This window comes from Ralstonia sp. 110700041-2 (assembly GCF_056280165.1).
Genome location: NZ_JBSFAI010000019.1, coordinates 38,663 through 50,898, shown reverse-complemented (window position 1 = coordinate 50,898; position 12,236 = coordinate 38,663). Strand labels below are relative to the sequence as shown.

General features: G+C 64.5%; 13 protein-coding genes and 1 pseudogene. 4 read left to right on the top strand and 10 right to left on the bottom strand.

The genetic code is table 11. The features are described 5' to 3' along the window. Positions 1-316: 316 nt before the first annotated feature. Positions 317-976, top strand: coding sequence for a carbonic anhydrase (locus ACUXH0_RS23760; protein ID WP_182594714.1), 660 nt, complete (start codon positions 317-319; stop codon positions 974-976). 87 nt (positions 977-1,063) lie between these two features. Here the strand turns inward: ACUXH0_RS23760 and ACUXH0_RS23755 are convergent, their stop codons facing one another. From ACUXH0_RS23755 to ACUXH0_RS23745, 3 genes and pseudogenes are all read right to left on the bottom strand, one after another. After that, positions 1,064-1,984: a TIGR01777 family oxidoreductase gene (locus ACUXH0_RS23755; protein ID WP_182594715.1), complete on the bottom strand. Its 921-nt coding sequence runs from the start codon at positions 1,982-1,984 to the stop codon at positions 1,064-1,066. A 34-nt stretch (positions 1,985-2,018) separates the two neighbouring features. Further along, complete coding sequence (locus ACUXH0_RS23750; RefSeq protein ID WP_182594716.1) at positions 2,019-3,560, bottom strand: cryptochrome/photolyase family protein; 1,542 nt, start codon at positions 3,558-3,560, stop codon at positions 2,019-2,021. A 77-nt stretch (positions 3,561-3,637) separates the two neighbouring features. Further along, positions 3,638-4,244: pseudogene (locus tag ACUXH0_RS23745) on the bottom strand (lipocalin family protein). Between ACUXH0_RS23745 and ACUXH0_RS23740 the strand changes: the two are divergent. Together ACUXH0_RS23740 and ACUXH0_RS23735 are read left to right on the top strand one after the other, a co-directional pair. Then, positions 4,203-4,415, top strand: coding sequence for a hypothetical protein (locus ACUXH0_RS23740; RefSeq protein ID WP_182594748.1), 213 nt, complete (start codon positions 4,203-4,205; stop codon positions 4,413-4,415). The pseudogene ACUXH0_RS23745 and the gene ACUXH0_RS23740 overlap by 42 nt on opposite strands. 168 nt (positions 4,416-4,583) lie before the next feature. Continuing rightward, positions 4,584-5,063, top strand: a complete 480-nt coding sequence (locus tag ACUXH0_RS23735; protein WP_004634960.1) for a chalcone isomerase family protein — start codon at positions 4,584-4,586, stop codon at positions 5,061-5,063. An 11-nt stretch (positions 5,064-5,074) separates the two neighbouring features. On the opposite strand, the gene ACUXH0_RS23730 is transcribed toward ACUXH0_RS23735, so the two are convergent. Further along, a complete protein-coding gene (locus tag ACUXH0_RS23730; protein WP_024974142.1) occupies positions 5,075-5,707 on the bottom strand; it encodes a lipocalin family protein in 633 nt (210 codons plus the stop codon). On the opposite strand from ACUXH0_RS23730, the gene ACUXH0_RS23725 reads away from it, so the two are divergent. After that, complete coding sequence (locus ACUXH0_RS23725) at positions 5,696-6,226, top strand: DUF2878 domain-containing protein (RefSeq protein WP_004634963.1); 531 nt, start codon at positions 5,696-5,698, stop codon at positions 6,224-6,226. The two genes, ACUXH0_RS23730 and ACUXH0_RS23725, sit on opposite strands and share 12 nt — an antisense overlap. A gap of 15 nt (positions 6,227-6,241) precedes the next feature. On the opposite strand, the gene ACUXH0_RS23720 is transcribed toward ACUXH0_RS23725, so the two are convergent. From ACUXH0_RS23720 to folE, 6 genes are read right to left on the bottom strand one after another with little or no spacing between them, the layout of a single operon-like run. Continuing rightward, a complete protein-coding gene (locus ACUXH0_RS23720; protein WP_182594717.1) occupies positions 6,242-7,342 on the bottom strand; it encodes an SAM-dependent methyltransferase in 1,101 nt (366 codons plus the stop codon). A 22-nt stretch (positions 7,343-7,364) separates the two neighbouring features. Further along, positions 7,365-8,141, bottom strand: a complete 777-nt coding sequence (locus ACUXH0_RS23715; protein WP_024974144.1) for a DUF1295 domain-containing protein — start codon at positions 8,139-8,141, stop codon at positions 7,365-7,367. Positions 8,142-8,143: 2 nt separating this feature from the next. Then, positions 8,144-9,343, bottom strand: coding sequence for an SAM-dependent methyltransferase (locus ACUXH0_RS23710; RefSeq protein ID WP_024541856.1), 1,200 nt, complete (start codon positions 9,341-9,343; stop codon positions 8,144-8,146). Further along, positions 9,340-10,107, bottom strand: a complete 768-nt coding sequence (locus ACUXH0_RS23705) for a DUF1365 domain-containing protein (protein ID WP_182594718.1) — start codon at positions 10,105-10,107, stop codon at positions 9,340-9,342. Before ACUXH0_RS23705 ends, ACUXH0_RS23710 begins: the two co-directional genes overlap by 4 nt. After that, complete coding sequence (locus ACUXH0_RS23700; protein WP_182594719.1) at positions 10,104-11,399, bottom strand: NAD(P)/FAD-dependent oxidoreductase; 1,296 nt, start codon at positions 11,397-11,399, stop codon at positions 10,104-10,106. The genes ACUXH0_RS23705 and ACUXH0_RS23700 overlap by 4 nt, the downstream gene beginning before the upstream one ends. A gap of 28 nt (positions 11,400-11,427) precedes the next feature. Continuing rightward, positions 11,428-12,156, bottom strand: coding sequence for a GTP cyclohydrolase I (gene folE / locus ACUXH0_RS23695; protein WP_024974146.1), 729 nt, complete (start codon positions 12,154-12,156; stop codon positions 11,428-11,430). Positions 12,157-12,236 lie beyond the last annotated feature (80 nt).

Below are 12,236 nucleotides of genomic sequence, written 5' to 3'. Positions count from 1 at the left end.
ACCGTATACGCGCGTTTTCGGGGGTTGGATGCGCTGTCCTGAATGGATCGGCCAACTGCATGATCCATCGGCATGTGGCGGTGCCACACGGTAGACCGCCCTGACCGAGACGGCCCGTGCCGGCGTATCGCACGACCAGGTAAGAAGAACACGCATACATCGACCTCGCCGCCTCCATCGGCGTATCACCTTCATGGCCCTGCAATCCGTATGGACCCGTTTTTCTTCCGCTCGATATCGACGACAATAGCGGCTGTGCCGGTGCGTTGGTCCCGATGACCGCGCCGGCATCCAACCATTGAACGGGAAAAACGCCATGCGCGACATCATTGACGGTTTCCTGCGCTTTCAGCGCGACATCTATCCGCAACGGGTAGAGCTTTTCAAACAACTTGCGACATCACAGAACCCCAAGGCGCTGTTCGTGACCTGCTCGGACAGCCGCGTCGTTCCAGAACTGCTGACACAACGCGAACCCGGTGAGCTGTTTGTCATCCGCAACGCGGGCAACATCGTGCCGTCGTATGGCCCGGAGCCGGGCGGCGTTTCGGCCACAGTCGAATATGCCGTTGCGGTGCTGGGCGTGCAGGACATCGTGATCTGCGGCCACTCCGACTGCGGTGCGATGGGCGCCATCTCGCGCTGCACCTGTCTTGACCACCTGCCGGCCGTGGCCAACTGGCTGCGCCACTCAGACGCCGCCAAGATCATCAACGCAGCGCATACGTTCGACTCGCCCCGAGCCAAGCTGGACGGCCTCGTTCGTGAAAACGTGATCGCACAGCTTGCCAACCTGCGCACGCACCCGTCGGTTGCGCTCGCCCTCGAGCAAGGCCGCATGAACCTGCATGGCTGGGTGTATGACATCGAGAGAGGCAGCATCGACGCGCTGGATGGATCGACGCGCCGCTTTGTGCCGCTTGCGGAATCCCCCACCACGGTGGCGGTCACGTCACGCAGCCAGCGGCAAGGCTGAGGAGCACGGCCGGGGCCTTCGGGCACCGGTCGCTCCCGGCCACGCGGCGGGTGTAGTTCCCCCCGCCGCTCAATATCAATCTGCGGGTTACCGGGTAACGGGATGCTTATCCTGCACCAGCAGACCCGCCAGCGCCTCCTCCAGATTCGGAAAGCGAAAGCGATAGCCGGCCTCCAAGGCCCGCCGCGGTTGCAGACGCTGACTGCCCAGCAGCAACACTGACATTTCGCCCAGCGCCATTCGCAATACCCAGGCAGGAACCGACAGGAACATCGGCCTGCGCAGGGTCGCCGCCAGCGTGCTGGCAAAGTCTGCGTTTCTGACGAGGTCCGGTGCGCACGCATTGAAGGCGCCCCAGTAATCGGCGTGGTGCAAAAGGAAATCGATCAGACCGACCACGTCGTCAAGATGAATCCACGGCATCCATTGACGCCCATTGCCGAGCCGACCGCCAAGCCCCATGCTGAATGGCAGACGCAGCCTGGGCAACATGCCGCCGTCGCTTGCAAACACGGGCGCGGTGCGCAGTAACACGACACGCATGCCGAGCGCCTCGGCACGGCGCGCTTCCTCCTCCCACGCGACGCAGAGTTGACTGCCAAAGTCGTCCTTGCCAGCGCGGCTGTCTTCATCCAGGGGCTCCTGCCCCCGATCGCCATACCAGCCGGTGGCAGATCCGGAAACAAGCACGCGAGGGGGCTGCTTGCAACGGCCGAGCCAGTCCACGAGTTCACGGGTCAGATCGACCCGGCTGCGCCACAGAATTCTTCGTCGCGGCGCACTCCACGGGCGATCGGCAATCGGCGCGCCCGCCAGATTGATGACCGCATCCAATGGCGCAGCACCGTCCAGCTCTCGCAGCGTTGCAATGCCGCGCGCACCGGCACACAGCCGCGCGACGCGTTCAGGCGTACGGCTCCAGACAACCAGATCGTGCCCCTGCGCCTGCCAGTGGCGGCACAGTGCCCGCCCGATCAATCCGGTGCCTCCAGTCAGCAGGATGCGCACGATGGAACGACCTCCTTATTGCGGTTCAACGCAGTCATAACGCCTCGAGACTTGCGCGCACTTCTTCGGCGCGCTTGCGCAGGGCGTCGCGCTCTTCGGGTTCCATCTTGGCGAGTTGTCGATACACCATCGACAGCCGCGGGTTACGGCCGAACACTTCACTGTGGCGCGCAAAGAAATCCCAGTACAACGCGTTGTATGGGCATGCGCGCTCACCGACACGCTGCTTGCTGTCGTAGTGGCAGCCCTTGCAGTAATCGCTCATGCGGGAAAGATAAGCGGCACTGCTGACATACGGCTTGGTGGCAATGCGGCCGCCGTCTGCCCATTGGCTCATGCCCACCGTATTCGGCAGCTCCACCCATTCGAATGCGTCGATATACACGCCGAGGTACCAGCGGTGCACCTCGTCGGGCGCGAGCCCCGCCAGCAAGGCGAAGTTGCCGATCACCATGAGGCGTTGAATGTGATGGGCATGGGCCGTTTGCAACGACTGGCCGATGGCGAGTTGCAGGCAGCGCATCTGCGTCTTTCCGCTCCAGAACCAGGATGGCAGCGGCGCATTGTGATTCAGCACGTTGCACGAAGCGTATCCGGGCATCTGCGCCCAGTAGATGCCGCGTACATATTCGCGCCAGCCCAGAATCTGGCGGATAAACCCCTCCACGGCAGGCAATGGCGCCCTGCCATGCCGATACGCTGCCTCGGCGCGATCGATCACCTCGCGCGGATTCAGCATCTTCACGTTGAGGGAAAAGGACAGCAACGAATGGAACAACCGCTGGTGGCTGCTGCTCATGGCGTCTTCAAAATCGCCAAAGTGCGGCAGCACCTGCTCGACAAATGCGTCCAGGCAGGCCAGCGCCTCGGTGCGGTTCAGGGGCCACCGGAATGCCCCGGCCTGCGGGTTGCCGAACGACTTCACACCGCTGCGCTCAACGGTTTCCCACAACGCCCGGTGGTCATGCACAGGACGCGCGTCGGCAGGCTCGGGGGGCGAGCCGCGCCAAGGCTTGCGGTTGTCATGATCGAAATTCCACTGCCCACTTTCCGGCGCCCCCGTGCCGTCGAGCAGCACGCCAAAACGACGTCGCATCTCGCGATAAAACCGCTCCATCAGCCACTGCTTGCGGCCTTCAAACATGGCAGCCAGCTCATGCCTGCCCGTCAGGAAGTGTTCGGTATCGACTTCGCTCGTCGACAGCGACTGCGCTTCGCCCCAACGACGCAACTGTTCATCCAGGCGCCACTCGTCCGGAGATTGCCATTCGACCCGCTCGGCGCCGTAGTGCCTGGCGAGCGCCGCGAGATTCTCGGTCACGGACTGGCGGTTGCTTTCATCGTCGATCGCCACATACCGCACGCGGTGACCCGCCGCCCGAAGACCGCGCGCAAAGTCGCGCATGGCTGCAAAGATGGCGAGGATCTTTTGCGCGTGGTGCAGCACGTAATCGGTTTCTTGCCGCACCTCCATCAGCACGTAGACCACGTCCGCGTCCGCGTCCGCAAACCATGAATGCTGCGGGTTGAGCTGATCGCCCAGCACCAGCCGAAGAATCTTGGCGCTCTGGTTCATGTCATTGTTCGGTGGCACATGGCGCCACGGCTTTGCGCCGCGTGCTCGCTTTCGGTCGTGTGCATACGCCCTCGCCGCTACTGAGACGGATCCTGCCGCCCATGGGATACCGAGATGAGCGCGTTTGTATCAATGCCCAGCGCACGTGCACGCGCGAGGATCGCCTCGCGCTGCGCGGGTTCGAGTTGCTTGTCCCGCGTCAACACCCAGCAGTAGCTGCGGTCCGGCCCGACAACCAGCGCCCAGCGATAGCCCGGATCGAGCGCCGCCACGTGATAGCCGCCGTAGAACGGACCGAAGAAGGACACCTTCAACGAGCCGGTATCGTGGCTGCCAACGAACAGCGCTTTGCCGACCCGCCTCGCGCCACTCGCTCTTCGCAGGATCGAAGCCACGATTGACCACACGCACACTGCCGTCGGGTTGGAGCTGGTACGTGGCCGACACGTCGGTCAAGCCTCGCTCGAACGAGTGATCGAGCCGTGCCTGCTCGTACCAGCGCCCCTGATACCGTTGAAGATCAAACGGCGTAACAGCAGTGATGCCTTCGGGCGGGCTCGTCGGCACACAGCCTGCCAGAAGCGTCGCGCCCGCGAGTAGCGGCACCAGCCATTGCAGGCACGCACGCACAGCACGCAACCCATGCTTCGCGAGTTGAAACGTGTATGTCAACGCATCTGCCATTCAATTCCTCCCAACCTGAATGCCGCCCATGCCGACATGAAACGCTGCACGACGCAGCGCGTCAACGGATTGCAACAGAACTACCGGCGCATTCCCGCCAATGAACAGGCTTTGCGTTGGCAAATTCGTCTACACCAGATCAATCCTGCTATCGACCGGTGTGAGCCGTGAGCACGATTTGCATCGAGAAAATTTCGTATCAGCGTTTCCGCGTCAGAGGCTCTGTCAGTAGACTTGTCAAGCAGTTTGTTCAACGCTTGACCACACGCACGCCCTCGCAATATGCCTGTCAAACGCGTTCACGCCGCCCGAGCCCTGGTCCTTGTTCTGTCCTCCATCATGAGCGTCGGCGCCTGGGCGGACTGCCGCGACACCGTGCCCGCGCCGCAGCTGTCAGGCAAGGGAGCGCTGTGCCTGCTGGGGTTCTGTCTATACGATGCGCAGTTGTGGAGCGCTGAACTCCCGCCCAGCTATGACGCGCCCTTTGCACTGGAGGTGACGTACCGGCGAGCGATCGAGCGAAGCCGCCTCATCGACACCGCCATCGACGAAATCCGGCGGCTCCAGAGCCCCGTCCCGCCCGACGACACGCTCGCGCAATGGCAGCGCGCAATGACACCCGCCTTCCCCGATGTCAAACCCGGCGACACTTTGTGCGGCGTGTACCTGCCCGGCCGCGGAGCACGCTTCTACGCAAATGGACAACTGACGACCGAGGTGAGCGATCCCGTCTTCGCGCGCGCCTTTTTCGATATCTGGCTGGCACCCGGCACGCGCGCTCCGTCCCTGCGTCGTCACCTTCTGGGCAAGTCACGTTGATGCGCAGGCAGCTAGTTGGGATCTCCCGGCGACTGGAAGCCCGGTTGCCCGATTTGGCTTGGGAACTGCGGTACACGCCGGAAGCGCGAAATGTCATAACCCATCGCTTCGAAACGGCCCAATGCCGCGCGATAGTCCGCATCACTCATGTTGGGCTCGCGCGAAAACACCCAGCCGAGGCTTTTGTCCGGATAGCCGAGCAGGGTCACGCGGTATTCGGGGTCGACATAGAGCGTCAGCTGCGACACGTAGATGGGCCAGAACAACCGCACGCGCCATTCGCCGCCGCCACTGCCGTCCACCACCGAATCGACGAACTGCATGCGTTTGAATGGCGCGTCGAAACTGCCGGGCCGATAGACGTACGCATCGTCGATACGGCCATCGGGCCGCAGCGACCATTCGGCATAGCTGCCGACGTTGCCTCGCTCTCCAAAGTACGGAATGTTGGCGATGACATACCAGCGCCCCATGTAGCGCGGCAGGTCGACCGGAACCGTCTGCAGCGGCACGGCCGCCCGCGGGTTCGGATTTGGCGGAGGGCTGGAGCAGGCAGCGCTGGCAAGCGCCAGCGCGACCACTGCCAGGTAACGTGCCCAACCTGACAGGATGACCCCACGAAGGCCTCTTTGATGCGTTCTCATCGTGCTCTCCTCTATGCGGTGGCCGGACAGGCCGGCTGGTTTGTCTGCGTGCTGAGTGCCGCGCGCGACGCCGCGTGGATCGGCATCGTCTTCGTCGCCGTACTGCTCGCGCTTCACTTGCAGCAAGCCCGCCAGCCGCAGCGGGAATTGCGGCTGGTGGTGTGGGTCGTGGTGCTGGCGGCGCCGTGGGAAACCCTCCTGATACGCGCCGGGCTCATCGCCTATCCGCACGGCACGTTGTGGGCCGGATTCGCACCGCCCTGGCTGCTGGCGCTGTGGGTGCTCTTTGCAATCCAAGTGAATGTCCTCTTTCGTTGGCTGCGCGGCAGATGGTGGCTGGCGTTGGCGCTGGGGGCCGTTGCCGGCCCGCTCTCGTTTCGTGCGGGTGCAGCGCTTGGGGCGGCACATATTTCGGCGATGGCTGCCACGCTGGGCACCCTGGCAATCGGTTGGGCGATATGGATGCCGCTACTGGTTCGGATGGGCGAGCACAGCGACGGAACCGGCATCCCGCCCTGACTGCCGCTCCGCTCCCTAACGCTTGACGAATCGGTAATGCGCCACGCCCCATTCGTTGCCGTCTGCATAGCCGAACAACGTCGACACCGCCAGGTAGAACATGCGCCACCGCTGAAACCACACCGCCGCCTGGGGCTTGCCATAGGTCTGGATGAACACCGGCATCAAACGATCACGGGCCGCGTCGAGGTTGGCTAGCCAATGGTCGGCGGTGCGCGCGTAGTGCACGCCGCTGACCCACCAGTGCCGCGCCATGCGCAGGTCGTCCTGGAACTCCAGCAGCAACGCCTCCGATGGCATCGTGCCGCCAGTGAAGAAATACTTCGACATCCAGTCGGTGCCGTCCTGCACCTGGAAGTGATACGCCAGCGTGCGATGCGCAAAGATGTGCACGAACAGCACCGCATCCGGTCGCATCCACCGCGCGATCTTGCCCAGCAACAGGCCGTAGTTCTTCATGTGCTCGAACATCTCGATCGACACGACCCGGTCGAAGAGACCGCCCTTGGGCATCTCTGCAAAGTCGAAATCGACGATGTTTCCCGTGTGCACGGTCAGGTTCGTCAGGCCGCGCTCGGCAGCACGGGCTTCGATCCAGCTGCGCTGGCCCCGCGAATTCGACAACGCCACGATGCGTGCGTTGGGATAGCGCTTGGCCATCCATAGCGACAGCGAACCCCAACCGCAGCCCAGGTCCAGAATGCACTGACCGTCGGCCAGGCTGGCACGCTCGGCGTAGCACGCAAACATCGCCTCTTCGGCCTCGGCCAGCGTTTCGTTGCCGTTCGGGTACAGGGCGCAGGAGTATTTCAGCTGCGGCCCAAGATGCGCCTCGAAGAACGCAGGCGGCAATTCGTAGTGCTGCGTATTGGCCGCGTCTGTCTCAATGGCAATGGGGCTGCCATGCAGCTCGTCCAGCAACGCATTGAAGCGCCGCGAACGCAGTTCGCCGTCGTTCAGACCCTCGTCTCGCAGGCGTTGGCGCATGAGGGCGCGCATGCCCGCACGAACGAGCCCATCCGGCAGCCATCCGCGCTCGCAGCACTGGATGAGCCAGCCGTCACTGGCGTCGGCCGCAGCCTGCGGCGGTAGGGTCGGCGTGGACAGTGCAGTCATGTGGGCTCCTTGGATCTGTATATCAGTGGCGCGGTGGCCAGGGGATCAGCACGCTTGTTGTGCGGGTGTACTCGGCATAGTCATCGCGTGTGGCTCGCATATGGGCTTCGAGCATGGGTACGCCCGAAACCTTCACGAGGAGCCACGCCATGACCACTGGCGGCAAGAGCGTGAGCCACGCCCACGGCGTGCCGATCGCCAGTGGCACGTAGGCCAGCCAGTGCACGCATTCAAAGAAATAGTTCGGATGCCGTGAATAGCGCCACAGCCCTACCTGGCAGGTTTTGCCCCGGTTGGCCGGGTCTGCCGCAAAGCGGCGCAATTGCCCGTCTGCCACGGCCTCCCCCGCCACCGCAATCAGCCACAGCGCAACCGCAACCGCCATGGCGAAAGCGCCTGGTGAATCGGGCCGGAAGCTCGGCACGGCAAACGCAATCGACAGGAACATCGATACCGCCGCCTGCAACTGGAAGAAACCGAACATGTTTCGCGATGCGGCTGCGCCCCACTCCTGGCGCAGCTTGCGGTAGCGCGCATCTTCCGGCTTGCCGGCGTTGCGGCGCCAAAGGTGCCAGCCAAGGCGCGCGCCCCACACCGCTCCGCCCGCCCCGACCAGCAAGCGCGCCGGCAACGAACCTGTGCTCAGCCCCGCGTAGAGCAATGCCACCACGCCCAGGGAGAACGCCCAGACGGGATCGACCATGCCGGCGTTCCTGGTACTCAGCTGCCACGCCCACACGGCACTGAACACCGCCACCAGGAACACCAGCGCAACCAGTGCAACGCCGACCGCCGACATCGTCATCCCCGCTGCAGCAGAAACTGCGACACACCGATCCGGCCCTCGTCAAACCCGGCCTCGCAGTAGGCGAAGTACAGGCGCCAGATGCGGATGAAGGCATCATCGAATCCGAGTGCGCGCACGGCATCGAGCCGGGCTTCGAAACGCTGGCTCCAGCGGCGCAGTGTCTCTGCGTAATCGCGGCCGAAGTCGAGGCGGTCCACCACACGCAAGCCGTGCTGCTCCGCCAGCTTGATGAAGCGCTCACGGCTGGGCAACATGCCGCCCGGGAAAATGAACTGCTGGATGAAATCGGTGCCGGCGCGATAGCGCTCGAAATGCGCTTCGTCGATGGTGATGCTCTGCACCAGCGCGCGCCCCCCATGCCGCAGGCAGCGCACCAGCGTCCGGAAGTAGCTTGGCCAGTAAGCCTCGCCCACTGCCTCGAACATCTCGATGGACGCGATGGCGTCGTACGCCCCATCCAGATCCCGATAGTCACGCAGCTCAACACGGGCCCGGGGCTCGCCGGCCAGGCGCTCGGCCGTGTAGCGGCGCTGTTCTTCCGAGAGCGTGATGCCGTGCACATGCGCACCGCGCGCACAGGCCATCTCCATCAGGCCGCCCCATCCGCAGCCGATTTCCAGCACGTCCATGCCGGGCTCCACCCTCAGCAGGTCGCACACGCGCCGGAACTTGGCGGCTTGCGCTTCAGCAAGCCCATGCCGCAGATTGCCGTTGAACCAGGCAGACGAATACGCCATGCCTTCGTCCAGCCAGAGGCGATAAAAATCGTTACCCAGGTCGTAATGCAAATGGATATTGCGACGGCTGCCGCGGCGGCTGTTCCGGCGCAGCAGGTGACGCAGGCGCAGGACGGAGCGCGCCAGCGCATTCCCGAAGATCGCCTGGTCCAGCGTGGCCGCGTTGACGATGGCCAGCCGCAGCAGGTTGGTGAGGTTGCCGGAGTCGATCCATCCGTCGCGATACGCCTCGGCAAAGCCCACGTCGCCGCTGCGCAGGATGCGCCCGCAGGCGCGCCAGTCGGTGATGCGCAGATCCGCCGCGAGCGGCGAAGCGGCATCGCCGATCTGCACATCGCCATCAGGCGTGACAAGGTGAAGGGAGCCGTGCCGCAGCCGACCGGCCAGCGCCAGAAACAGCCGGCCGGCAGCAGGAACATGGGGCGGCACCCAAGCAAGGGAGCGCGAGACTGTCATCGGGAGTTCTCCGGAGAAGATCTGTCGTGCGGGGCGCGGCCAAAGAACGGCACGCCCTTGAACCACAAGCGCAGGGCTTGCCAATGGATGCGGCCGATGACCTGCAGTGCAAGCAAGGGCTGGCGCAGCAGCGCGCGCCGCAGGTGAGCGGCATCGAAAGGCTGCAACCGGCCGCCGATGGCGGTATGCAGCAAGGCGCCGTCTCGGTCGTGATAATCGATGCGCACCAGCGCCGTTGCAGCGCCCTCGGCAAAGCGGAACCGATAGCCGCCCTCGACCCTGCAGAAGGGCGATACATGCAGCTGCTTGCGGCACGTCAGCACGGTGTGCGCGTCGATGGCCCCACCGCCCTGCGCGCACAGCAGGTATTGATGGTGCTGCCCAAAGGTGTTGTTGACCTCGGCCAATACGGCGCGCAGCGTGCCGGCCGCGTCGTGGCAATACCAGAAAGAGACGGGGTTGAACATCCAGCCGGCAATACGCGGAAACGTCTGCAGCCAGACCTCGCCATCGGCAGGCAAACCTGCGCTGCTCAGCACGCCACGTATCCAGGTGAGCAGGTCCGTGCCGTCTCGCGGGCCGTAGTCTCGCGTGCGCAAAGACAGCGGCCGGAGGCAGTCGACGCCAAACCACGTCCCGGTCAGGCGCCCCAGCGCGGAAAGCTTCACGCGCACGGCAAACACCGGATAGACAAAGCGATTGGCCACCGGCCGCAGGCGGCGGTGCATGACCTGGCCGACAAGAAGCTGCGCGTCGCCGTTCATGGCGCCACCTGTGCCCAGGCTGGAGCGCAGCCGAAATCCGCCACGACGCGCAGGGCGGACTTCAGCCCATCTTCGTGGAATCCGTAGCCGGTCCAGGCGCCTGCAAACCAGGTTCGACTGCGGCCCTGCAATGCCGGCAGGCGGGCCTGCGCGTCGATGGCCGGTTGGTCGAACACCGGATGCTCGTATTCGAAGCGCCGATACTCAAGCTCGGGCGCGGGCGGCGCGGATGGATTGAGTGTGACCACCACGGGCGTCGACACCGGCAACGGTTGCAGCTGGTTCAGCAGATAGCTGACGCACGGTGCGCCCCCCGAGGCGCCGGCGTGGGGCGCATCCAGATAGTTCCACGCCGACCACACGCGCCGTCGGCGCGGCAACAGGCGGGTATCCCGATGCAGGAATGCGGTGTTGGGCTGGTACCGGAAAGCGCCCAGCACGGCGCGCTCGTCGTCGGTGGCATCGTCGAGCAGCTGCAGCGTCTGCGGAGCGTGTGTGGCGAGCACCACGGCGTCGTATCGCTCGCTTCCCGAATCCATGCGCACATCGACATGGGTCTCTGCACGGCGGATGCCTCGCACCGGCGTGCCGACACGCACATCGGCCAGCCGGCTGGCAATCGCCTGCACATAGCTGCGCGCGCCGCCTTTGACGGTACGCCAACGCGGCCGGTTGAAGACCTGCAGCAAGCCGTGGTTTAGACAGAATCGAAGGAACGTTTCGGCTGGAAATGCCAGGATCTCGCGGCTCGGCGTCGACCAGATTGCGGCCGCCATCGGCAGCAGATAGTGCGCGCAGAACGGCTCGCCATAGCGGCCGGCAGCCAGCAGCGCGCCGAGGCTGTGGCGCTCGTTTCGGGCCACCGCCAGGTTGGTGTGCGCCTGGCGGTTGAAGCGCAGGATGTCGCGCAGCATGGACAGGAACCGCGCCGACACCAGATTGCGCGGCTGCGCAAAGACCGTGCCGAGGCTGGTGCCGGCCCACTCCAGCGCTCCGCCGTCGACCGATACGCTGAACGACATGTCGCTCTCGCAATGCGCCACGCCAAGCTCGTCAAACAGCGCGATCAGGTTCGGATACGTGCGCGAATTGAACACGAGAAAGCCGGTATCGACGCCGAAGACCTGTCCGCCCTCTTCGATGTCGACTGTATTGGTATGTCCGCCAAGCCGTGGGGCGGCCTCAAACAGCGTCACGGCGTGCCGCTTCGCAAGAAAATGCGCCGCCGCCAGCCCCGAGATACCGGAGCCGACCACGGCGATACGCTTTGCAGGAAACTGAAGAATGTTCAAGGCAATGCCTCTTGGGGTGGCTGGGCGCTCATCCGCCGTTGCGGCCGGGCAGCAGCGCAAGAAACTCGCGCCGTAGGCTAGCGTCGGTCAGAAACACGCCGCGCATCACGCTGCTCACCATGCGCGACTCGTCGTCTTTCGTGCCGCGCCAGTGCATGCAGTAGTGTTCCGCCTCCAGCACGACAGCCAGGCCGTCGGGCTCCATCCGGTCTTCCAGCAAATCGGCAATCTGCTTGATGGCTTCTTCCTGGATCTGCGGACGGCTCATGACCCAGTCGATCAGCCGGGCGTACTTGGACAGCCCGATGAGCTGGGAGTCCTGGCGCGGCATGACACCGACCCACGCGCGCCCCATCACCGGACACAGGTGGTGCGAGCAGGCGCTACGCACCCGCAACGGCCCGACCACCATCAGCTCGTTGAGCCGCTCCGCGTTCGGAAACGCCGTCACTTCGGGGGCTTCGACGTAGCGCCCGGCAAACACCTCGCGTATGAACATCTTGGCCACGCGGCGCGCCGTTTCCTGGCTGTTGTGGTCTTGCTCCACGTCAATGACGAGCGCGCGCAGCACCGCCTGCAGGCGCTCCTCAACCTCTGCCTGGAGCAGATCCAGTTCGCCGTCGCGCAGGTAGGCGGCGATGTTGTCGTTGGCGTGAAAGCGGTGGCCGGCGCTCATCAGCCGCTCCCGAATCCGGACAGAAAGCGGCACGCTGCCAACCGCACCGGCAAACCCGGGCGGATCCAAAGTCAGTTTCATTGAAGTTGCCTCCGAAAAGTCGGCGGTGCTTTCACCGCCCATGCCGCCTCAGGCAAGCTGCCGCGCGAGGCGGGTGGGAC